Origin of the sequence: Viridibacillus sp. NPDC093762 (assembly GCF_050279675.1) — a bacterium.
Classification (GTDB): Bacteria; Bacillota; Bacilli; order Bacillales_A; family Planococcaceae; genus Viridibacillus.
The window spans coordinates 17,253-38,671 of sequence record NZ_JBNNUK010000006.1; the positions used below are offsets into that span (position 1 = coordinate 17,253).

The window sequence follows — 21,419 nt, forward strand, 5'->3', positions numbered from 1 at the left end:
TTTTCGCCCTCCTTGTTTTATTACTTTTGGAACGGCATACCGAATTGAGTTAGTAACTCGCGAGCTTCTTCATCAGAGTTCGCAGTAGTTACGATAACGATATCCATACCGCGTACTTTAGAAACTTTATCGTAGTCGATTTCTGGGAAGATTAATTGCTCTTTAATACCAAGAGTATAGTTACCGCGACCGTCAAATGCTTTTTTAGAAACACCACGGAAGTCACGTACACGTGGAAGAGAAACAGCGATTAGTTTATCCAAGAATTCATACATACGCTCACCGCGTAATGTAACTTTCGCACCGATTGGCATTCCTTCACGAAGACGGAAACCTGCGATAGATTTTTTAGCTTTAGTTACAACAGGTTTTTGACCTGTGATTAATGCTAATTCTTCAACAGCTGAGTCAAGAACTTTAGAGTTTTGAACTGCGTCACCAACACCCATGTTAATAACGATTTTGTCAACTTTAGGAACTTGCATAACTGATGTATATTCAAACTTGCTCATAAGAGCAGGTGAAACCTCGTTTACAAATTTTTCTTTTAGGCGGCTCATGTGTTTGTACCTCCCTTCTCTATAACTTATTTATCGATTACTGCACCTGATTTTTTTGCTACACGAACTTTTTTGCCATCTTCGATTTTGTAACCTACGCGAGTCGGCTCGCCAGATTTTGGATCGATTAGCATTACGTTCGAAACGTGAATTGCTGCCTCTTGGCTGACAATTCCACCTTGTGGGTTAACTTGGTTAGGTTTTACGTGTTTTTTGACGATGTTTACACCTTCAACTAGTACACGATCATTTTTAGGGAAAGCAGCAAGAATTACACCTGTTTTGCCTTTTTCTTTACCTGAAATAACCTTTACCTTGTCGCCTTTTTTAACATGCATTCTGTCGCACCTCCTTGATTGGCACTTTCATGAAAATTAAAGAACTTCCGGAGCTAAAGATACGATTTTCATGAAACTGTTGTCACGTAATTCACGTGCTACAGGTCCGAAAATACGAGTTCCGCGTGGTGATTTGTCATCTTTGATGATTACACATGCGTTCTCATCGAATTTGATGTAAGTACCGTCTTTACGACGAACGCCGCTTTTCGTACGAACGATTACAGCTTTAACTACTTCACCCTTCTTGACAACGCCACCTGGTGTTGCTTTCTTGACAGTACATACGATTACATCGCCGATGTTCGCAGTCTTACGTCCAGAACCACCAAGTACTTTGATAGTTAATACTTCTTTCGCACCTGAGTTGTCAGCAACTTTTAAACGGGTTTCTTGTTGGATCACTTAGGTTACCTCCCTTCGGACGTTGTTAGTTCCGAAATTTAATTAGATAATAACCGCTTTTTCTACTACTTCAACCAAACGGAAACGTTTAGTAGCTGATAGCGGACGAGTTTCCATAATGCGGACGATATCTCCAACTTTTGCTTCGTTGTTTTCATCATGCGCCTTGAATTTCTTAGAGTATTTTACACGTTTGCCATAAAGCTTATGCTTTTTGTGAGTTTCAATTAAAACTGAGATAGTTTTATCCATTTTATCTGAAACTACGCGGCCAGTGTAAACTTTGCGTTGGTTACGCTCAGTCATGCTGCAAACCTCCTTTATCAGTTATTTGCACTGATTTCTCTTTCACGAATCACAGTTTTCATACGCGCAATTGCTTTGCGTACTTCGCGGATGCGAGCTGTGTTTTCTAATTGACCAGTCGCCAATTGGAAGCGAAGGTTAAAAAGCTCTTCTTTCAGTGATTTTACTTTAGTTTCGATTTCTGCTGTTGTAAGTTCACGGATTTCATTAGCTTTCATTAGATTCACCACCAATTTCTTCACGTTTAACAATCTTACATTTCACAGGAAGCTTATGAGATGCTAAACGAAGTGCTTCACGAGAGATTTCCTCAGAAACGCCTCCGATTTCGAACATAATTTTTCCTGGTTTAACTACTGCTACCCATCCTTCAGGAGCACCTTTACCTGAACCCATACGCACTTCTAGAGGCTTTTTCGTATATGGTTTATGTGGGAAGATTTTAATCCAAACTTTACCGCCACGTTTCATGTAACGAGTCATCGCGATACGTGCAGATTCGATTTGACGGTTAGTGATCCAGCTAGCTTCAGTTGCTTGTAAACCGAATTCGCCGAATGCAATTTCTTTACCGCCTTTCGCTTCTCCACGCATTTTTCCGCGGTGTACACGACGGTATTTTACGCGTTTTGGCAATAACATATTATTTGCCTCCTTCCTCAGAGTTCTTCTTCACTGGAAGGACTTCACCGCGGTAAATCCATACTTTAACACCTAATTTACCATAAGTAGTGTCAGCTTCTGCATGAGCATAATCAATGTCAGCACGAAGAGTATGAAGCGGAACAGTTCCTTCACTATAATGTTCAGCACGCGCGATATCAGCGCCGCCTAGACGACCAGATACTTGAGTTTTAATCCCTTTAGCGCCTGCACGCATTGTGCGTTGAATAGTTTGTTTTTGTGCACGACGGAATGATACACGGTTTTCTAATTGGCGAGCAATGTTCTCTGCTACCAATTTAGCGTCAAGATCCGCACGTTTGATTTCAACAATATTGATGTGAACGCGTTTACCAGTGATTTTGCCAAGGTTTTTACGAAGTGATTCCACTTCAGTACCGCCCTTACCAATTACCATACCTGGTTTTGCAGTGTGAATTGTAATATTAACACGGTTTGCAGCGCGTTCGATTTCTACTTTAGAAACTGAAGCTTCTTTTAAGCTTGTTTCAATGTATTTACGTACTTTAATGTCTTCATGAAGTAAAGTAGCGTACTCTTTTTCAGCGTACCATCTAGATTCCCAATCACGAATGACACCAACACGTAATCCTATTGGATGTACTTTTTGACCCACGTATTATCCCTCCTTCTTCTCAGATACCACTAGAGTAATGTGGCTTGTACGTTTGTTAATTGCGCTTGCACGTCCTTGTGCGCGTGGACGGAAACGTTTTAACGTTGGACCTTCATCAACGAATACTTCTGAAATAACTAAGTTATTTACATCTAAATCATAGTTATGTTCAGCATTTGCAACTGCAGATTTTAGTACTTTTTCAACTACAGGAGACGCTGCTCTTGGAGTGTGACGTAAAATTGCAACCGCTTCGCCAATTTGCTTACCTCGGATCAAATCAACCACTAAGCGGACTTTACGAGGAGCAATGCGAACTGTGCGAGCAATAGCTTTAGCTTCTTGCATCAGGATTTACCTCCCCTCATATTAGCGTACTGATGTTTTCTTATCATCTGCACCATGACCTTTATATGTGCGTGTTGGTGCGAACTCACCTAGTTTATGACCTACCATATCTTCAGTCACGTATACAGGAACATGTTTACGTCCATCATATACAGCGATAGTTAGTCCGATAAAGTTCGGGAAGATTGTAGAACGGCGAGACCAAGTCTTGATAACTTGTTTTTTCTCAGAAGCCTCTTGTGCTTCCACTTTTTTCATTAAGTGGTCATCGACAAAAGGTCCTTTTTTCAAGCTGCGACCCATATTGGAGCCTCCCTCCGTGATCCCACTACGGTTCTTTCAACGAACCGCAGTCTAATCACTTTATTTTTTACGACGACGAATGATAAGTTTGTCGGATTTATTTTTCTTGTTACGAGTTTTATAACCAAGAGCTGGTTTACCCCATGGTGTCATTGGTGATTTACGTCCGATTGGAGAACGTCCTTCACCACCACCGTGTGGGTGATCGTTCGGGTTCATTACAGATCCACGTACAGTTGGGCGTTTGCCTAACCAACGAGTACGACCTGCTTTACCGATTTTGATTAATTCGTGTTGTTCGTTACCAACTTGACCAATTGTAGCACGGCAAGTAGCAAGGATCATGCGAACTTCACCAGATTGAAGACGAACTATTACGTATTTACCCTCTTTACCAAGGATTTGAGCTGATGTACCAGCAGAACGTACTAATTGTCCACCTTTACCAGGTTTCATTTCGATGTTATGGATTGTAGTACCCATTGGCATATTTTCAAGTGGTAACGCGTTACCTACTTTAATATCAACATCTGCACCTGATAAAATTGTCATTCCTACAACTAGACCTTTAGGTGCTAGGATGTAGCGTTTTTCACCATCTGCATAATTAATTAGTGCAATGTTTGCAGAACGGTTTGGATCATATTCGATAGTAGCAACGCGTCCTGGAATGCCATCTTTCAAACGTTTGAAATCAATGACACGATATTGGCGTTTATGGCCACCACCGTTATGACGAACAGTGATTTTACCTTGGTTATTACGACCAGCTTTGCGTTTAGTCGGTTCTAACAATGATTTCTCAGGCTTGTTAGTTGTGATTTCAGCAAAGTCAGATGACGTCATGTTACGACGACCATTTGAGGTAGGCTTATACTTTTTAATCGCCATTTGAGTTCCCTCCTTCTTTATTGTTCAATAATGAACGAAAATTACATTTCGAATAATTCGATTTCGTTGCCAGCAACTAATTTAACGATTGCTTTACGGCGTTTGTTTGTGTAACCACCGAATTTACCAACGCGTTTGTATTTACCTTTGTAGTTCATGATGTTTACTTTCTCAACTTTAACACCAAAGATAGATTCAACAGCGTCTTTAACTTCAGTTTTGTTGGCACGAGTGTCAACTTCAAATGTATATTTGTTTTCTGCCATTAGTTCTGAAGAACGCTCAGTAATGACAGGACGTTTTAAAATATCACGTGCTTCCATTAACCAAGCACCTCCTCAACTTTTTCTACAGCAGCTTTAGTGAAAACTACTTTTTCGTGACCTAAAAGATCAAGAACGTTAATACCAGCAGCTGGTACAACAGTAATGCCTTGGATGTTACGAGCAGACAATGCTACGTTTTCATCTAAATTAGCAGTTACGAATAATGCTTTAGATTCGATTGAAAGATCTTTAAGAACTTTTACGAAATCTTTAGTTTTTGGTGTGTCTAGTTTAAGAGCATCTAGTACTAAGAAATTAGTTTCTAATACTTTAGCAGATAGAGCTGATTTAAGAGCTAAACGACGTACTTTTTTCGGTAGTTTGTAGCTATAGCTACGAGGTACTGGACCGAATACTACGCCACCGCCACGCCATTGTGGAGAGCGGATAGAACCTTGACGAGCACGTCCTGTTCCTTTTTGCTTCCATGGTTTACGACCACCGCCAGCAACTTCAGAACGGTTTTTTACTTTATGGTTACCTTGACGTAATGAAGCGCGTTGAGCGATAACTGCGTCGAATAACACGTTTTGGTTTGGTTCGATTCCGAAGATTGCATCGTTTAATTCGATTTCACCAACAGAAGAACCCGTTTGACTAAGCAAAGATACTTTTGTCATTCCTGTTTCCTCCTTTCTTCGGTAAGTTAGTTAGCTTTAATAGCAGCTTTAACTGTTACTAATGCTTTACGAGAACCAGGAACATTACCTTTAATAAGTAGTAAGTTGCGTTCAACGTCAACTTTTACAATTTCCAAGTTTTGGATTGTAACAACTCCGCCACCCATTTGACCAGGTAATTTCTTTTGTTTGAATACGCGGTTCGGAGCAACTGGACCCATTGAACCAGGACGACGGTGGTAACGAGAACCGTGGGACATTGGACCACGAGATTGTCCGTGGCGTTTAATAACACCTTGGAAACCTTTACCCTTAGTAACACCTGTTACATCTACTACATCGCCTTCTGCGAAAATTTCAACTTTGACTTCTTGACCAACCTCGTACTCAGCTAAGTTTACATCGCGGATTTCGCGGATGAAGCGCTTAGGAGCAGTGCTTGCTTTAGCTACGTGTCCTTTTTCAGGTTTGTTAGAAAGCTTTTCGCGCTTATCTTCGAAACCGATTTGGATTGCTTCGTAACCGTCTGTATCAACTGATTTCTTTTGAAGTACTACGTTTGGAGTAGCTTCAACAACAGTTACAGGGATTAAATCACCGTTCTCAGCAAAAACTTGCGTCATACCGATTTTTCTACCTAAGATTCCTTTGGTCATTTGTCACACCTCCTGTGATTATTGTTTTTCTATTTTCATTTTTACCATTAAAGTTTGATTTCAATATCAACGCCAGATGGTAAATCAAGTTTCATTAACGCGTCAACAGTTTGTGGTGTTGGGTTAACGATATCGATCAGACGTTTATGAGTACGCATCTCGAATTGCTCACGAGAATCTTTGTACTTATGCACGGCACGCAGAATTGTGTACACCGATTTTTCAGTTGGAAGTGGAATCGGACCTGATACACTTGCACCTGAACGTTTAGCAGTTTCCACAATTTTCTCAGCAGATTGATCAAGAATTCTATGATCATATGCTTTCAAACGGATACGGATCTTTTGTTTTGCCATTATTTTCCCTCCTTTTCGCCTATTTCCTAGACATTCTCCACGGAAATTTCTCCGTCACACGCGCCATGGCAATGCGGCCGGGTGTGTCGGCAACCTCCCGCTTCATCGCAGTCGAAGACCAACATTTGATATTATACACATAAAAAAAAGAATAAGCAAGTGTTTTCGCTAAACTCTTTTCAATGTCATGTTTATTCTGTGTTATCTTCACCTTTTGCTCTTCAGCAGATTTCAAGTATATAAAAAATATAGCTATATTGCAAACTATAAGTAATAAAAAAGGATGCAATTCAATTCGAATTGCATCCTTACTATTATAAGAAGTATACACAAGCAATCCAACCAAAGACAATGAGTGGAATATTGACGAAGATAAACGTCGGTACACATGTATCCCAAATATGATCGTGCTGTCCGTCGACGTTCAATCCAGCTGTTGGTCCTAGAGTTGTATCAGAAGCTGGCGATCCAGCATCTCCAAGAGCACCCGCTGTCCCAATCAAACACATAATTGCTAATGGGCTTAACCCAAGTTCTACAGACAAAGGAACAAATAGTGTTGCAATGATCGGAATTGTCGCAAAGGATGAACCAATTCCCATCGTTACGATTAAACCAATGATTAGCATAACAAATACAGCTAAACTAGTATTTCCTTCGAATATACTCAACGAACTGCTGATTAGGCTATCTATATCTCCTGTTGCATTTATAACAGAAGCAAAGCCGTTTGCTGCAATCATAACAAAGCCGATAAATGACATCATGCGCATTCCATCTGTTAAAACTTCATCCGCTTCTCTCCATTTCAAAGCTCCAGTCACATACATAACGGTAATACCTGCAAATGCACCAACTATCATGGAATCAGTTGCAATCTGTGTATAGAGCGCTGCAATTAATGCCATGATAGTTGAAATAATTACTCTTTTACTAACCTTTAGTTCTATAGAAGAAGTTTCAACTCCTGCTTCTTCATAGCGGCGAGGTTTACGATAAAAGAATAAAGCGACAACTAAACCAATCAGCATCCCTAACACAGGAATGGCCATTGCTATCGGAACATCATTCACAGATACATCCATACCAGCCTTTGTTACTTGAGTTGCTATTATCTCTTGGAAAATGGAACCAAATCCTGAAGGTACAAAACTATATGTGCCTACTAAACCAACGGCAATAATTGTAGAGATGATTCGACGATCTACTTCAAGCATATTTAGGATTTTCAAAATTGGCGGAATCAATAATGGAATAAATGCTATATGAATCGGAATTAAGTTTTGAGAGAATACGGCCATTGCAAAAATTAGAAAGAAGATCAAAGCCTTCACTAATCCTCGTTTATTATTTTCCCCGTTTTTATTTAAGATTTTTAGAATCGATGCAATCATTAGTTCAGGAATGCCTGTTTTTGAAATGGCCATTGCAAAACCACCTAATAATCCATAACTCAAAGCTATTGTTGCCCCTGCTCCTAACCCTTCTGTAAATGTTTCTACAGTTTTAGAAATTCCCATACCACTTGTTAGGCCCCCTGCAAACGCACCTAATACAAGTGAAAGAACAACATTTATACGCAATAAACTTAATATCAACATGACAGCTATTGCTATAATTACTGCATTCATATTTTTCACTTCACTTTCATACTCTAGCTCTCTAGTTCGATAAAGTAATTATAAGTAGATTAATTATTATTGTCAATAAAAAATCCCACGCAAAGTAATACTCTACGTGGGATTTCTTCTGTAATTATAAACTTTCATTTACAACTTTGCGGTAATACGTAACGGACAACAATGCAAATACCGAATAAAGTAACGCGTAAATACTCATTGTCAGAATTAATGGTGTTGTTAGCTCTGTACCAAATAACATCCAGCCTGATTTAACAGCAAAATAACTGTGTAATAACCCTATCAGAAGTGGTACACCAAAGTTAAAAGTTTGTTTCATATATATACCCTTCATAATCTCTGACTTTGTAAAGCCGATTTTACGAAGAACTGTATAAGATTCTCTTTCATCTTCTGCATCGGACATTTGCTTAAAGTATAAAACGCTACCTGTTGCCAGTAAGAATGCTAAGCCGAGGAATGCTGTAATGAAAATGACATTACCCCATAATTCTAATGCAGCAGTTTTATTACCTTCCTGAGTCCATGCAAAAAATTGTTTTTCTTTCCCCTTTGTATCCTTTGTGGTGAATTTTCCGTCATTGGTTGTCTTTATATATATTCCTTGAACCTTCTCCAAATCTTTTTCTTCAAATGAGTAACCTTCTTGCTCATACCAAATGGTGTTCTTCTGAATTTTCGCATCTGTTGCTAACTTATCAAAATATTGGTCTGTAACAACGATAGCTGCACTGCCATATGAAAGTTGACTTGTAATAATCCCTCTTTTTTCAAGTCCGATCATTTTTAGTTTTGATTTACCTTCTGTTGTATGCACAGTCATAGACTTACCAACTTCTAGAGGCATTAATTCTGCAAGCATACCGCTATATCCTACTAGATAGGCTTCTCCCTCTTTTAAACTAGCTTCAGGGTAAATTTTCTTCATATCGCTTACCTTTGTCACTATAGAATCAAGTCGTATATTTCCTTTAATATCACTAGATATTGGTTTCTTCATCAAGCTTGAAATATCAATATCTACATTCAACAAAGAAAACTCATATTTTTTAAAGTTTATATTTTCTTTTTGAAGTTGTTCTTCAAACGTTTTATTTTGTTCATTTAATGTAATGACGTCAAAAGGGACAGCTTGCTTTGCACTCGCACCTGCTGAATAGTACGCAATATAAGATAATGACATAATAGCTAAAGCAACTGCAGTCATTACTGTAATAAGTGTTAAAGACTTCGCATTTCCCTTCATGCGATGCATAATAGGTGTTAATGCCAGTACATCAGTTAATGATAGATGTCCTTTCTTCCCTTTACGAATTATATTCATAATTAAAGATACTGAAAAACGGAAAACAAAGAAGGTCCCTATAATAGTTGAAGCTAGTATTGTAACCATCTTTATTACTAACTGATTAATAGTAGCAGAATCAAAATCAAATAAATGTGTTGATTTATAATATCCAAAGATGATTAATACTAAGCCTACTAGACCTAATAACATTTGAAACAATCCAAAATGTTTCACACGCGTATCACCTTTTTTACTTGCAGAAAACAAATCAAGTAACGTTGAACGACGAATCACGAAAATAGTTTGAATAGTTATTACTACCAATAGAATTAAAAAAACAACAAGTGTTTGGAAAAGTGCCTGTGAAGAAAATACAATGTCCACAAGAGCCTTTTTAGCAATTAGCTTCAATAGCATCATCGCAAATACCCGTGATGTTAAAAAACCAATACTTACCCCTACAGCTGTTGCACCTGTCCACAATAATATATTTTCAATCGCTAATAGACGTACAACTGTGCTCTTCGACATTCCTATTAATTGATATAAACCGATTTCTTTACTTCTGCGCTTCATAAAAAGATGGTTAGCGTAAATTACAAAAAACGTCACAATGAATACTAACATCACTGAAGCAGCTTTAAATCCTGCTGTACCTGTAGGACTTTCTTTTGTCATTTCTGAAACACTCGGGTTAAATTGCAAAGTCACAAACGCAAAGTACAATGTCACACTAAATATCAAAGCAAAAAAGTATAAATAATAATGTGTAATATTCTTTTTCATACTTCGGAGTACGAGTTGACTAATTGTCATAACCGTCACCGCCTAAAACACCTTGCGTATTCATTATTTCTTGGAAGAACATTTTACGGTTTTTTTCACCTTTATAAAGCTCTGTATAGAGTTGACCGTCTTTCAAGAATAATACTCGACTACAAAAACTCGCTGCTACTGGATCATGGGTAACCATCATGATTGTCACCCTTTGCTTCTCATTAATAGTAGCTAAGTTCTCTAACAGAGCTGTAGCTGATTTTGAATCTAGCGCCCCTGTTGGCTCATCCCCAAATACGATCGATGGATTTGAAATAAGTGCACGTGCGGCAGATGTTCTTTGTTTTTGCCCACCCGATATTTCATTCGGATATTTATTAGCCAACTCACGTATATCTAATAAATCTGTTAGTGTATTGAAACGACTTTCAGCTTCAGATTTTGATACTTTACTAATAGATAGAGGTAGTAATATATTCTCTTTCACAGTTAATGTATCTAGTAAGTTATAGTCTTGAAATATAAAACCTAACTGTTCCCGGCGAAACTTCGATAGCTCTTTCTCTTTCATCTTCCTTAAATCATTACCACCAATTTCTATGACACCTTCAGTTGCATTGTCAATTGAACATAGAACATTTAACAAAGTCGTCTTCCCTGAACCTGATGGACCCATGATACCAACAAATTCCCCTTCATTAACCTCTATATCAATACCTTTCAAGACTTCTTGAGCAGTTAATTTACGTCCATATACTTTTTTAACTTTACGCGCTTTTAAAATAGCCATTACAATTCCTCCCTCTCACTTATATGACCATTCTATATAATTTCAAAATAAGAATCGTTTGATTAACATGACAAACAAAAAAAGTAGGTGACATTTTCGTCATCTACTCATGATTTTAATGAATTCATTTTTTAAAGGAAAACGTAGGGAAAAGACTGTTCCTACTTTCTCTTCAGACTGCACAAATATTTGGATACCTAGTTTTGATGCTGCATTTTTGGCCAAATATAACCCCATTCCAGTTGAAGCAGTTTGATGCCGACCAATTTTACCAGTAAAAGACTTATTAAAAATGCGTGGCAAGTCAGCCTGGCTAATCCCTATACCCGAGTCTTTAATATATAGATATACATGACCGTCTGAATCCTTTGATGTGTAAACGTGTATATCTGAATTATCATTACTATATTTGACTGCATTAGAAAGTAATTGACGAATAATAAAGGATGTCCATTTTTGATCAGTTAGTACTTCAGCATCAAGATTCTCAATATCAAAGCCAATACCTTTCTCAATACACCATGTTTGCAAATTCTTAATCTCTCTTAGTATTGTTTGCCTAATTGATATTATCTCCATCCTGTTGTCATTCTCTATTGTAGAAAGTCTAATATGATGTAATTCCTGATCAAGTAGCAAATGGATTCTTAACCACTCAATTTCAAGGCGCTTCTTTAAAGTAGTGTCCTCTAGTGAGTCAATCATAAGCTTCATCGCAGTTAAAGGCGTCTTCACTTCATGAATCCATCCTATTGCTCTGTCTTGATCTTCTGAAAACTCAACATGTACATTGTTTATTTGTTCCTGTCTCTTTACTTCAACATTTTCAATCACATTAAAAAATACCGTTTCAAAACTCGATAGTTTTTCTGAAGGAGCAGGTAGAACACTTTCTATATCTAAATCATTCCCCAGGAAATGTTTCAGTCTACGAATTGATTTGGTCTCTTTTATATATCGCCATATTAAAAAAAGAATAAATAAAACTGTATTAGTTAAATTAAGATAAACTGCCGATATATTGGATAATCCTACATCTAAAAAAAGAACTAAATTTAACCACAGCTGAACGGCTATAAAAAAAAGAATCCATGACCTTCTTTCCTTAAGAAATATTAAAAGCATTACAAATTAGACCTCCTTAGTAATAGCCATATAGCCCAATCCTTTTTTTGTAAGAATAACTTCTTCCAATCCAATTTCTTCAAGCTTCAAGCGTAAACGATTCACATTCACTGATAACGTATTATCATTAACAAAGCGTTCATCATCCCATAGCTTTCTCATTAATTCATCACGAGATACAATTTGATTTAAATGTTCTATTAAAATTCTTAAAATAAATAATTCATTTTTTGTTAATTCAACTAAACAGTCTTGTTGAGTAATGGTACCTCTTGAATAATCAATGGTTGCCCCATTCCATAATGCAGTATGTAGTCTTTCCTGTTTATAATCGTATGTTCTCCGTACAATGGCTTGTACTTTAGCCAATAGTACATCCATATTAAACGGTTTTTGTATAAAATCATCTGCGCCCATTTGCATGGCCATAACTTGATCCATAGGATGATCTCGTGAAGACAAAAAGATAATTGGCACTTTTGAAATATGACGAATTTCACGACACCAGTGGAAACCATCGAATGCAGGTAACTGAATATCAATAATAACTAATTGCGGAGTTTCATCATGAAAACATTCCATCACTTTTTGGAAATCCACAGGTTTTGTAACTTCCATTGACCATTGACTAAATCGTTCTTGAATAATTTCAAAAATTGCCTGATCATCTTCAATAATAAAAACTTTCATCATACTTTCACCCTCTCATACTATATTGTACAAGAAATAGAGCAAATAAAAAAAGTTTTCTCCAGTAAAGGGAAAACTTCTATAAATATATATATAAAAAACCATCTCGTCGTCACGAGATGGTTTTAAAAAAGTAATAGAAATTACTTAGTGATTGTAGCTACAACGCCAGCGCCTACAGTACGTCCACCCTCACGGATAGAGAACTTAGTACCTTCTTCAAGAGCGATAGGAGAGATCAAAGAAACAGTCATTTCGATGTTATCTCCAGGCATAACCATTTCTACGCCTTCAGGAAGATTACAAACACCAGTTACGTCAGTTGTACGGAAGTAGAACTGAGGACGGTAGTTTGAGAAGAATGGAGTATGACGTCCACCCTCTTCTTTAGAAAGAACATAAACTTCAGCTTTGAAGTCTGTGTGTGGAGTGATTGAACCTGGTTTAGCAAGTACTTGTCCACGTTGGATATCTTCACGAGCTACACCACGAAGAAGAGCACCAATGTTGTCTCCAGCTTCAGCGTAGTCTAATAATTTACGGAACATTTCAACACCTGTTACAGTTGTTTGTTTAGCTTCTTCAGCAATACCAACGATGTCTACAACGTCGCCGACTTTAACTTGACCACGTTCAACACGGCCAGTTGCAACTGTACCACGACCAGTGATAGAGAATACATCCTCTACTGGCATCATGAATGGTTTGTCAGTTTGACGTTCTGGAGTTGGGATATAAGAATCAACAGCGTCCATTAATTCAACGATTTTTTCTTCCCATTCTGCTTCGCCTTCAAGAGCTTTAAGAGCAGAACCTTTAATTACAGGAAGATCATCGCCTGGGAAATCATATTCAGATAATAGGTCACGAACTTCCATTTCTACTAATTCAAGTAGTTCTTCGTCGTCAACCATATCACATTTGTTCATGAATACTACTAGGTATGGAACACCTACTTGACGAGATAAAAGGATGTGTTCACGAGTTTGTGGCATTGGACCATCAGCAGCAGATACTACTAAGATACCGCCATCCATTTGAGCAGCGCCTGTGATCATGTTTTTAACATAGTCGGCGTGTCCTGGGCAGTCAACGTGTGCATAGTGACGAGTATCAGTTTCATATTCTACGTGAGAAGTATTGATTGTGATACCACGTTCTTTTTCTTCTGGAGCGTTGTCGATATCAGCATATGACTTAGCTTCTCCACCCATTTTTTTAGAAAGAACTGTAGCGATTGCAGCAGTTAAAGTTGTTTTACCATGGTCAACGTGTCCGATTGTACCAATGTTAGCATGCGTTTTAGAACGGTCAAATTTTTCTTTAGCCATTAGAAAATGCCTCCTCAATTATGTTTATAATTTTTTAGTTTTATAGTCATATATTTCAGAGAATAGGGCCCTATCCTCTTCCATATATAGCATACAAGTTATTTATACTTTAATTAGAGTGAAAATTCAACTTAGAAATTATTCACCTTTATTTTTTTTGATGATTTCGGCAGCAATTGATTTTGGTACTTCTTCATAATGATCAAATGTCATAGAGAATACACCGCGACCTTGTGTACCAGAACGTAAAGTTGTAGCATATCCGAACATTTCAGATAGTGGAACCATAGCACGGACTACTTGAGAGTTACCGCGAGCATCCATACCCTCAACGCGTCCGCGACGAGCAGTAATGTTACCCATGATTTCACCAAGATATTCTTCTGGAATTACAACTTCAACTTTCATCATTGGTTCTAAGATAACAGCGTCACATTGTTTCGAAGCTTCTTTAAGAGCCATAGATGCAGCAATTTTGAACGCCATCTCATTCGAGTCAACGTCATGGTAAGAACCGAATACTAATTTCGCTTTAATGTCGATTAGTGGGTATCCAGCAACTACACCGCGGTCAAGAGAGTCACGAAGACCCGCTTCTACTGCAGGAATGTATTCACGAGGTACTACACCACCAACGATAGCGTTTTCGAATTCAAAGCCTTTACCTTCTTCATTTGGAGAGAACTCAATCGTAACGTCTCCGTATTGTCCACGACCACCAGATTGGCGAGTGAATTTACCTTGAACTTTTGCAGAGCTACGGAATGTTTCACGGTAAGATACCATTGGAGCACCTACGTTAGCTTCTACTTTGAATTCACGGCGCATACGGTCAACTAAGATATCAAGGTGAAGCTCACCCATACCAGAGATGATTGTTTGACCAGTTTCAGTGTCAGTGTGAGCACGGAAAGTTGGATCTTCTTCTTGTAGTTTTTGTAAAGCTTGACCCATTTTATCTTGGTCTGCTTTAGATTTTGGTTCTACAGAAAGTGAGATTACTGGCTCAGGGAATTCCATTGATTCAAGAATAACTAGGTTTTTCTCGTCACATAGAGTATCACCAGTAGTAGTATCTTTAAGACCTACTGCTGCTGCGATGTCCCCAGCAAACACTTTAGCGATTTCTTCACGAGAGTTAGCGTGCATTTGTAGGATACGACCTACGCGTTCACGTTTACCTTTAGAAGAGTTTTGTACGTATGAACCTGAATCTAATGTTCCAGAGTACACACGGAAGAAAGTTAATTTACCTACGAATGGGTCAGTCATAACTTTGAATGCAAGAGCTGAGAATGGCTCTTCATCAGAAGGATGACGTTCTAATTCCTCGTCACCATCAATATCTGTACCTTTGATTGCTGGCACATCTAATGGAGATGGTAAGTAATCGATAACTGCATTTAACATAGGGCGTACGCCTTTGTGTTTGAATGCTGTACCACAGATTACTGGGTAAAATTCTACTGCGATCGTAGCACGACGAATAGCCGCTTTAAGTTCAGCAACAGTAATTTCTTCGCCTTCTAAATATTTTTCCATGATTTCTTCATCAACACTTGCAACAGCATCAATTAATTTTTCACGGTATTCTTCAGCTTGTGCGCGGTGTTCTTCAGGAATTTCTCCTTCAGTTACTGCTGTACCTTTTTCGTCGCCGTAGAAAGTAGCTTTCATTTCAACTAAGTCGATGATTGCAGAGAACTCATCTTCAGCGCCGATTGGTAATTGAACAGGGTGTGCGTTTGCTTGTAAACGCTCATGAAGAGTTCCTACAGAATATAAGAAATCAGCTCCTGTTTTATCCATTTTGTTAATGAATACAATACGTGGAACACCGTATGTTGTAGCTTGACGCCATACAGTTTCAGTTTGAGGCTCAACACCAGATTGAGCATCAAGTACTGTTACAGCACCGTCAAGTACGCGTAATGAACGTTCTACTTCAACAGTGAAGTCTACGTGTCCAGGAGTATCGATGATATTTACACGGTGGCCTTCCCATTGGGCTGTTGTTGCAGCAGAAGTGATTGTAATACCACGTTCTTGCTCTTGCTCCATCCAGTCCATTTGAGAAGCACCTTCATGAGTTTCACCGATTTTGTGAATCTTACCAGTGTAATAAAGGATACGCTCAGTTGTTGTTGTTTTACCAGCATCAATGTGAGCCATGATCCCAATATTACGAGTATTCTCAAGTGAGAATTCGCGTTTCATAGGAAATTTCTCCTTCCATATTGGGGTTAAGCCGATTTTATATTACCAACGGTAGTGAGCAAATGCTTTATTTGCTTCTGCCATTTTGTGCATATCTTCACGTTTTTTAACTGACGCACCAGTGTTGTTAGAAGCATCTAGAATTTCGTTAGCTAGACGTTCTTCCATAGTTTTTTCGCCACGAAGACGAGAGTAGTTTACTAGGTAACGAAGACCAAGAGTTGTACGACGTTCTGGACGTACTTCTACTGGTACTTGATAGTTAGTACCACCTACACGGCGAGCACGAACTTCAAGAACTGGCATTACATTGTTTAATGCAGCTTCAAATACTTCGATTGGATTATTACCAGAACGTTCTTTAACTAATTCGAACGCACCGTATAAAATCTTTTGAGAAGTACCTCTTTTACCATCTACCATCATTTTATTGATTAAACGAGTTACTAGTTTTGAATTATAAATTGGATCTGGTAACACGTCACGTTTGGAAACAGGACCTTTACGAGGCATGTGTTTTCCTCCTTTCGATTAGAGCTTAATTTTAATTATTTTTTTTCTTTTGGTTTTTTAGCACCATATAGAGAACGAGATTGCATACGGCCAGATACTGCAGCAGTATCAAGCGCACCACGAACGATGTGATAACGTACACCTGGTAAGTCTTTTACACGACCTCCACGGATAAGTACAACACTGTGTTCTTGTAAGTTGTGGCCTTCACCAGGAATATAAGCGTTAACCTCGATTTGGTTTGTTAAACGTACACGAGCGTATTTACGTAACGCTGAGTTAGGTTTTTTAGGTGTCATTGTACCAACACGTGTACATACACCGCGTTTTTGTGGTGAGTTAACATCAGTTAAAGCTTTTTGGAAGCTGTTATAACTTTTGTTTAACGCTGGTGAGTTTGATTTCTTGCTTTTGGATTGGCGAGGCTTACGTAATAATTGGTTAATTGTAGGCATCGGTTTTTCCTCCCTTCATATCTTCAGTTTAAATCCACACATCCAGGTGGTTCATTTTTAGGTAAAAAACAAAGTCTTTGTGTATCATACACAAAAACCATCATTCAGTAATTGCAACAACTGCAGCACCTACTTGAATTCCGCAGGCTCTACCAAGTTCTTTTTTCGAGTCTACAAATACAATGGGAATACCATTTTTTTGTGCTAATTGCACCGCATGCGTGGTAATTCGATCATCTGCATTTAGAGCAACGAAAATTTCAGTAACATGACCAGTACACATTGCTTTTACTGCTTGCTTAGTACCCATGATTGTTTTTTTAGCCTTTTTGACTTTTTCATAAGACATTTGCATATCCTCCGAAATGATAGACAATCAACTATCAACCTAAAATATATTATCACTCAATGTATTTATTGTCAATTAAAATCATAAAAATCCCGAGAAGAAGGGAAAACCGCTTCCTCCCGGATCATTTTATTATTCAGCTAAAGCTGGTTCAGCATCTTCAATTTCGCTGTCCTCAATTTTGATTTGGCGATATCGTTGCATACCTGTACCAGCAGGAACAAGTTTACCTAAGATTACATTTTCTTTTAGACCTAGTAGTTCATCACGCTTACCTTTAATAGCTGCATCCGTTAACACACGAGTTGTTTCTTGGAATGATGCTGCAGATAAGAATGATTCAGTTTCAAGAGATGCTTTAGTGATACCAAGGATAAGAGGGCGACAAGTTGCTGGAAGTTTTCCATTTAACAACGCCTCTGCATTGGCTTCAGAGAATTGGTGAATATCAAGTAGTGAACCAGGTAGTACATCTGTTTCACCAGCTTCAATTACACGCACTTTACGAAGCATTTGACGAACCATTACTTCGATATGTTTGTCTCCAATTTCTACACCTTGCATACGATATACTTTTTGAACTTCTTTCAATAAGTATTCTTGAACTGTTGCTACATCAGTTACTTTAATCAATTCTTTTGGATCGATAGAACCTTCAGTAAGCGTTTGTCCGTGGTGAACTTGATCGTTAACTTGTACTATAATACGACCATTGTACGGAGCCAAATATTTACGAGTTTCTACTGTACCTTGAATTGTAATTTCTTTTTGACCTTCGCGAATCTCGTCAATGTCAACTACAGTACCTGCGATTTCCGTAATAACCGCTTGACCTTTAGGGTTACGCGCTTCGAAAATCTCTTGGATACGTGGAAGACCTTGTGTAATATCGCTACTTGCTACCCCACCTGTATGGAAAGTACGCATTGTTAACTGTGTACCTGGCTCACCGATAGATTGAGCTGCGATAATACCAACTGCTTCGCCGACTTCAACTTTATCACCAGTCGCTAAGTTCATGCCGTAACATTTTTTACATACACCATGTTTAGTGTTACATGTAAATGCTGAGCGGATTGTTACTTCTTCAATTCCTGCTTCAATTACTTTACGAGCTAGTTCTGGTGTTACTAATGCATTTCTTTCAACCATAACTTCATTTGTTTCTGGATGACGAATTGTTTTCTTAACATAACGGCCAAGAATACGTTCTTCAAGAGCTTCGATTACTTCTGTACCCTCTTTTAATGAACCTATTGTTAAACCACGGTCAGTACCACAGTCATCTTCGCGGACAATAACATCTTGTGCTACGTCAACTAGGCGACGAGTAAGGTAACCTGAATCGGCCGTTTTAAGTGCTGTATCGGTAAGACCTTTACGAGCACCATGTGTAGAGATGAAGTATTCCAATACTGTTAAACCTTCACGGAATGAAGACTTGATTGGAAGTTCGATAATACGACCAGCTGGATTGGCCATAAGACCACGCATACCAGCAAGTTGAGTAAAGTTAGATGCGTTACCACGGGCACCAGAGTCACTCATCATGAAGATAGGGTTAAAGCTATCTAATGACTTCATAAGTTTCTCTTGGATTACGTCTTTCGCTGCACTCCAATAAGAGATTACACGATCGTAACGTTCTTCTTCTGTAATTAAACCACGACGGAACTGTTTCAATACTTTATCAACTTTTTCTTGAGCCTCTTCAAGAATCTCTTGTTTGTCAGGTAATACTAGGATATCTGAGATACCGATTGTAATACCAGCTTTAGTTGCATATTTGAAACCAAGATCTTTAAGGCGGTCAAGCATTTTAGAAGTTTCAGTAATGTGGAAGTTAGCAAATACTTCAGCAATAACTTTACCTAAATAGCTCTTCGTAAATGGCTTAACTGGATCAACTTCTGATAAATATTTCTTAACATCTGTATTTGTAGGAACAAAATATTTAGCTGGTGTTTCAACTTGTAAATTAGTAATTGTTGGTTCATTAATGTACGGGAATGATTCCGGTAAAATTTCATTAAATATTACCTTACCAACTGAAGTTAATAACAACTTGCTACTTTGTTCTTCTGTAAATGTTTGGTTATTCAAAGATGAAGCTTTAATAGCGATACGTGTATGCAAGTGGACTTCACTGTTTTCATAAGCAACCATTAATTCCTCAGGACCAAAGAATACAGCGCCTTCGCCTCGAGCACCTTTTCGTTCAAGCGTAAGGTAGTAGTTACCTAGTACCATATCTTGAGATGGTGTAACAACAGGTTTACCATCTTTAGGGTTCAAGATATTTTGAGCTGCAAGCATTAATAAACGTGCTTCTGCTTGTGCTTCTGCTGATAAAGGAACGTGAACCGCCATTTGGTCACCATCAAAGTCAGCGTTATATGCTGTACATACTAATGGGTGAAGACGGATTGCTTTCCCTTCAACTAAAGTTGGTTCGAAAGCTTGAATACCAAGTCTGTGAAGAGTCGGTGCACGGTTAAGTAATACTGGGTGTTCTCGGATTATATCTTCTAAAACATCCCATACTTCGTAGTGCATACGTTCAATTTTACGTTTTGCCGATTTAATGTTGTGAGCAAGACCGCGTTCAACAAGTTCTTTCATAACGAAAGGTTTAAACAATTCGATTGCCATTTCTTTCGGTAAACCACATTGATACATTTTCAAGCTAGGTCCTACAACGATTACAGAACGACCTGAATAGTCAACACGTTTACCAAGTAAGTTTTGACGGAAACGACCTTGTTTACCTTTTAACATATGAGAAAGAGATTTTAATGGACGGTTACCTGGACCAGTTACTGGACGGCCACGACGACCATTATCGATTAATGCATCTACTGCTTCTTGAAGCATACGTTTTTCGTTTTGAACGATAATACCAGGTGCTCCAAGATCAAGAAGACGTTTTAAACGGTTGTTACGGTTAATAACTCGACGATATAAATCATTCAAGTCACTTGTTGCAAAACGCCCACCATCTAATTGCACCATTGGACGAAGCTCTGGTGGAATAACAGGTAGTACGTCTAAAATCATCCAATCAGGACGGTTACCAGAATGACGGAATGACTCAACAACTTCTAAACGTTTAATTGCACGAGTACGGCGTTGACCTTGTGCAGTTTTAAGTTCTTCTTTTAAAGATTCTGTTTCTTTATCAAGATCGATTTCTTGTAAAAGACGTTTAATTGCTTCAGCGCCCATTGCAGCTTGGAATGTATTGCCGTATTTTTCACGATACGCGCGATATTCTTTTTCTGAAAGCAATTGTTTTTTCTCAAGTGCAGTATCGCCAGGCTCTACTACAACATAAGAAGCGAAGTAGATTACTTCTTCTAATGCACGTGGAGACATATCTAAAATAAGCCCCATACGGCTTGGAATTCCTTTGAAATACCAAATGTGTGAGACTGGAGCAGCTAATTCAATATGACCCATGCGCTCACGACGTACTTTTGCACGTGTTACTTCAACTCCACAACGATCACAAACTACACCTTTATAGCGTACACGCTTGTACTTACCGCAGTGACATTCCCAGTCCTTTGTAGGTCCGAAAATTCGTTCACAGAACAAACCATCTTTTTCTGGTTTGAGTGTACGATAGTTAATAGTTTCTGGTTTTTTTACTTCTCCATAAGACCATGAGCGGATTTTATCAGGTGAAGCTAAACCAATTTTCATATACTCAAAATTATTAACGTCTATCAAGGAGCCTACCTCCCTTTAGTATGAAGTCTTTTCGACTTTATTCTTAGCTCGACGATTGATTTAATGATAATTGGAAAGCTGGACAAGCCCTAATGGACCTGCC

Annotated in this window: 25 protein-coding genes; all 25 read right to left on the bottom strand. The window is 38.3% G+C overall.

Annotated features, from left to right (window positions below):
* Window positions 1-20: 20 nt before the first annotated feature.
* Entirely contained in the window at window positions 21-560 is a 540-nt protein-coding gene (rplE, locus tag ACQKM9_RS09570; protein WP_427734156.1) for a 50S ribosomal protein L5, read from the bottom strand.
* Window positions 561-586: 26 nt separating this feature from the next.
* Window positions 587-898 (bottom strand): 50S ribosomal protein L24, encoded by a 312-nt coding sequence (gene rplX / locus ACQKM9_RS09575; RefSeq protein ID WP_038179088.1) that lies wholly within the window; start codon window positions 896-898, stop codon window positions 587-589.
* Between the two features lie 36 nt (window positions 899-934).
* Window positions 935-1,303, bottom strand: coding sequence for a 50S ribosomal protein L14 (rplN, locus tag ACQKM9_RS09580; protein WP_038179086.1), 369 nt, complete (start codon window positions 1,301-1,303; stop codon window positions 935-937).
* Window positions 1,304-1,345: 42 nt separating this feature from the next.
* Window positions 1,346-1,609, bottom strand: coding sequence for a 30S ribosomal protein S17 (rpsQ, locus tag ACQKM9_RS09585; protein WP_038179084.1), 264 nt, complete (start codon window positions 1,607-1,609; stop codon window positions 1,346-1,348).
* Window positions 1,610-1,626: 17 nt separating this feature from the next.
* Complete coding sequence (rpmC, locus tag ACQKM9_RS09590; RefSeq protein ID WP_038179082.1) at window positions 1,627-1,827, bottom strand: 50S ribosomal protein L29; 201 nt, start codon at window positions 1,825-1,827, stop codon at window positions 1,627-1,629.
* Window positions 1,817-2,251 carry a 50S ribosomal protein L16 gene (gene rplP, locus ACQKM9_RS09595; RefSeq protein WP_427734157.1) on the bottom strand — a complete coding sequence of 145 codons (435 nt, stop codon included), beginning with the start codon at window positions 2,249-2,251 and terminating at the stop codon, window positions 1,817-1,819. Before rplP ends, rpmC begins: the two co-directional genes overlap by 11 nt.
* A 1-nt stretch (window position 2,252) precedes the next feature.
* Window positions 2,253-2,909: a 30S ribosomal protein S3 gene (rpsC, locus tag ACQKM9_RS09600; protein ID WP_038179079.1), complete on the bottom strand. Its 657-nt coding sequence runs from the start codon at window positions 2,907-2,909 to the stop codon at window positions 2,253-2,255.
* Window positions 2,910-2,912: 3 nt separating this feature from the next.
* Window positions 2,913-3,257, bottom strand: coding sequence for a 50S ribosomal protein L22 (gene rplV / locus ACQKM9_RS09605; RefSeq protein ID WP_038179077.1), 345 nt, complete (start codon window positions 3,255-3,257; stop codon window positions 2,913-2,915).
* Window positions 3,258-3,278: 21 nt separating this feature from the next.
* Window positions 3,279-3,560, bottom strand: coding sequence for a 30S ribosomal protein S19 (gene rpsS / locus ACQKM9_RS09610; RefSeq protein WP_038179075.1), 282 nt, complete (start codon window positions 3,558-3,560; stop codon window positions 3,279-3,281).
* A 60-nt stretch (window positions 3,561-3,620) separates the two neighbouring features.
* Window positions 3,621-4,451, bottom strand: coding sequence for a 50S ribosomal protein L2 (gene rplB, locus ACQKM9_RS09615; protein WP_427734158.1), 831 nt, complete (start codon window positions 4,449-4,451; stop codon window positions 3,621-3,623).
* A gap of 41 nt (window positions 4,452-4,492) precedes the next feature.
* Window positions 4,493-4,774: a 50S ribosomal protein L23 gene (rplW, locus tag ACQKM9_RS09620; RefSeq protein WP_038179071.1), complete on the bottom strand. Its 282-nt coding sequence runs from the start codon at window positions 4,772-4,774 to the stop codon at window positions 4,493-4,495.
* Complete coding sequence (gene rplD, locus ACQKM9_RS09625) at window positions 4,774-5,397, bottom strand: 50S ribosomal protein L4 (RefSeq protein WP_427734159.1); 624 nt, start codon at window positions 5,395-5,397, stop codon at window positions 4,774-4,776. The genes rplW and rplD overlap by 1 nt, the downstream gene beginning before the upstream one ends.
* Before the next feature lie 26 nt (window positions 5,398-5,423).
* Entirely contained in the window at window positions 5,424-6,053 is a 630-nt protein-coding gene (gene rplC / locus ACQKM9_RS09630; RefSeq protein ID WP_038179068.1) for a 50S ribosomal protein L3, read from the bottom strand.
* A gap of 47 nt (window positions 6,054-6,100) precedes the next feature.
* The gene (gene rpsJ, locus ACQKM9_RS09635; protein WP_004233624.1) at window positions 6,101-6,409 is read right to left on the bottom strand and encodes a 30S ribosomal protein S10; all 309 of its coding nucleotides are present in this window, start codon (window positions 6,407-6,409) and stop codon (window positions 6,101-6,103) included.
* Window positions 6,410-6,723: 314 nt separating this feature from the next.
* Window positions 6,724-8,040: a Na+/H+ antiporter family protein gene (locus ACQKM9_RS09640; RefSeq protein WP_427734160.1), complete on the bottom strand. Its 1,317-nt coding sequence runs from the start codon at window positions 8,038-8,040 to the stop codon at window positions 6,724-6,726.
* Window positions 8,041-8,164: 124 nt separating this feature from the next.
* Complete coding sequence (locus tag ACQKM9_RS09645) at window positions 8,165-10,153, bottom strand: ABC transporter permease (protein ID WP_427734161.1); 1,989 nt, start codon at window positions 10,151-10,153, stop codon at window positions 8,165-8,167.
* Window positions 10,143-10,904: an ABC transporter ATP-binding protein gene (locus tag ACQKM9_RS09650; protein ID WP_427734162.1), complete on the bottom strand. Its 762-nt coding sequence runs from the start codon at window positions 10,902-10,904 to the stop codon at window positions 10,143-10,145. Before ACQKM9_RS09650 ends, ACQKM9_RS09645 begins: the two co-directional genes overlap by 11 nt.
* Before the next feature lie 99 nt (window positions 10,905-11,003).
* Window positions 11,004-12,029, bottom strand: a complete 1,026-nt coding sequence (locus ACQKM9_RS09655; RefSeq protein ID WP_427734163.1) for a sensor histidine kinase — start codon at window positions 12,027-12,029, stop codon at window positions 11,004-11,006.
* Window positions 12,030-12,035: 6 nt separating this feature from the next.
* The gene (locus tag ACQKM9_RS09660; RefSeq protein ID WP_427734305.1) at window positions 12,036-12,719 is read right to left on the bottom strand and encodes a response regulator transcription factor; all 684 of its coding nucleotides are present in this window, start codon (window positions 12,717-12,719) and stop codon (window positions 12,036-12,038) included.
* Window positions 12,720-12,862: 143 nt separating this feature from the next.
* On the bottom strand, window positions 12,863-14,050 hold the full coding sequence (gene tuf, locus ACQKM9_RS09665; RefSeq protein ID WP_427734164.1) for an elongation factor Tu: 1,188 nt from the start codon (window positions 14,048-14,050) through the stop codon (window positions 12,863-12,865).
* 138 nt (window positions 14,051-14,188) lie between these two features.
* The gene (fusA, locus tag ACQKM9_RS09670) at window positions 14,189-16,267 is read right to left on the bottom strand and encodes an elongation factor G (RefSeq protein WP_427734165.1); all 2,079 of its coding nucleotides are present in this window, start codon (window positions 16,265-16,267) and stop codon (window positions 14,189-14,191) included.
* Between the two features lie 42 nt (window positions 16,268-16,309).
* The gene (gene rpsG, locus ACQKM9_RS09675; protein ID WP_038179053.1) at window positions 16,310-16,780 is read right to left on the bottom strand and encodes a 30S ribosomal protein S7; all 471 of its coding nucleotides are present in this window, start codon (window positions 16,778-16,780) and stop codon (window positions 16,310-16,312) included.
* 35 nt (window positions 16,781-16,815) lie between these two features.
* The gene (rpsL, locus tag ACQKM9_RS09680; protein ID WP_053418537.1) at window positions 16,816-17,235 is read right to left on the bottom strand and encodes a 30S ribosomal protein S12; all 420 of its coding nucleotides are present in this window, start codon (window positions 17,233-17,235) and stop codon (window positions 16,816-16,818) included.
* Window positions 17,236-17,335: 100 nt separating this feature from the next.
* Window positions 17,336-17,584, bottom strand: a complete 249-nt coding sequence (locus ACQKM9_RS09685; RefSeq protein ID WP_427734166.1) for a ribosomal L7Ae/L30e/S12e/Gadd45 family protein — start codon at window positions 17,582-17,584, stop codon at window positions 17,336-17,338.
* A gap of 132 nt (window positions 17,585-17,716) precedes the next feature.
* Complete coding sequence (rpoC, locus tag ACQKM9_RS09690; protein ID WP_427734167.1) at window positions 17,717-21,316, bottom strand: DNA-directed RNA polymerase subunit beta'; 3,600 nt, start codon at window positions 21,314-21,316, stop codon at window positions 17,717-17,719.
* Window positions 21,317-21,419: the final 103 nt, after the last annotated feature.

What these genes read in the sequence shown, in the direction of transcription:
- rplB (WP_427734158.1), bottom strand. Translation starts at nt 4,451, where the DNA reads ATGGCGATTAAAAAGTATAAGCCTACCTCAAATGGTCGTCGTAACATG.
- rplE (WP_427734156.1), bottom strand. Translation starts at nt 560, where the DNA reads ATGAGCCGCCTAAAAGAAAAATTTGTAAACGAGGTTTCACCTGCTCTT.
- rpsQ (WP_038179084.1), bottom strand. Translation starts at nt 1,609, where the DNA reads ATGACTGAGCGTAACCAACGCAAAGTTTACACTGGCCGCGTAGTTTCA.
- ACQKM9_RS09645 (WP_427734161.1), bottom strand. Translation starts at nt 10,153, where the DNA reads ATGACAATTAGTCAACTCGTACTCCGAAGTATGAAAAAGAATATTACA.
- ACQKM9_RS09685 (WP_427734166.1), bottom strand. Translation starts at nt 17,584, where the DNA reads ATGTCTTATGAAAAAGTCAAAAAGGCTAAAAAAACAATCATGGGTACT.
- ACQKM9_RS09650 (WP_427734162.1), bottom strand. Translation starts at nt 10,904, where the DNA reads ATGGCTATTTTAAAAGCGCGTAAAGTTAAAAAAGTATATGGACGTAAA.
- rplC (WP_038179068.1), bottom strand. Translation starts at nt 6,053, where the DNA reads ATGACCAAAGGAATCTTAGGTAGAAAAATCGGTATGACGCAAGTTTTT.
- rpsG (WP_038179053.1), bottom strand. Translation starts at nt 16,780, where the DNA reads ATGCCTCGTAAAGGTCCTGTTTCCAAACGTGACGTGTTACCAGATCCA.
- ACQKM9_RS09655 (WP_427734163.1), bottom strand. Translation starts at nt 12,029, where the DNA reads ATGCTTTTAATATTTCTTAAGGAAAGAAGGTCATGGATTCTTTTTTTT.
- rpsL (WP_053418537.1), bottom strand. Translation starts at nt 17,235, where the DNA reads ATGCCTACAATTAACCAATTATTACGTAAGCCTCGCCAATCCAAAAGC.
- rpmC (WP_038179082.1), bottom strand. Translation starts at nt 1,827, where the DNA reads ATGAAAGCTAATGAAATCCGTGAACTTACAACAGCAGAAATCGAAACT.
- rplD (WP_427734159.1), bottom strand. Translation starts at nt 5,397, where the DNA reads ATGACAAAAGTATCTTTGCTTAGTCAAACGGGTTCTTCTGTTGGTGAA.
- rpsS (WP_038179075.1), bottom strand. Translation starts at nt 3,560, where the DNA reads ATGGGTCGCAGCTTGAAAAAAGGACCTTTTGTCGATGACCACTTAATG.
- ACQKM9_RS09660 (WP_427734305.1), bottom strand. Translation starts at nt 12,719, where the DNA reads ATGAAAGTTTTTATTATTGAAGATGATCAGGCAATTTTTGAAATTATT.
- rplX (WP_038179088.1), bottom strand. Translation starts at nt 898, where the DNA reads ATGCATGTTAAAAAAGGCGACAAGGTAAAGGTTATTTCAGGTAAAGAA.
- rplP (WP_427734157.1), bottom strand. Translation starts at nt 2,251, where the DNA reads ATGTTATTGCCAAAACGCGTAAAATACCGTCGTGTACACCGCGGAAAA.
- ACQKM9_RS09640 (WP_427734160.1), bottom strand. Translation starts at nt 8,040, where the DNA reads ATGAATGCAGTAATTATAGCAATAGCTGTCATGTTGATATTAAGTTTA.
- rplW (WP_038179071.1), bottom strand. Translation starts at nt 4,774, where the DNA reads ATGGAAGCACGTGATATTTTAAAACGTCCTGTCATTACTGAGCGTTCT.
- tuf (WP_427734164.1), bottom strand. Translation starts at nt 14,050, where the DNA reads ATGGCTAAAGAAAAATTTGACCGTTCTAAAACGCATGCTAACATTGGT.
- rplV (WP_038179077.1), bottom strand. Translation starts at nt 3,257, where the DNA reads ATGCAAGAAGCTAAAGCTATTGCTCGCACAGTTCGCATTGCTCCTCGT.
- fusA (WP_427734165.1), bottom strand. Translation starts at nt 16,267, where the DNA reads ATGAAACGCGAATTCTCACTTGAGAATACTCGTAATATTGGGATCATG.
- rpsJ (WP_004233624.1), bottom strand. Translation starts at nt 6,409, where the DNA reads ATGGCAAAACAAAAGATCCGTATCCGTTTGAAAGCATATGATCATAGA.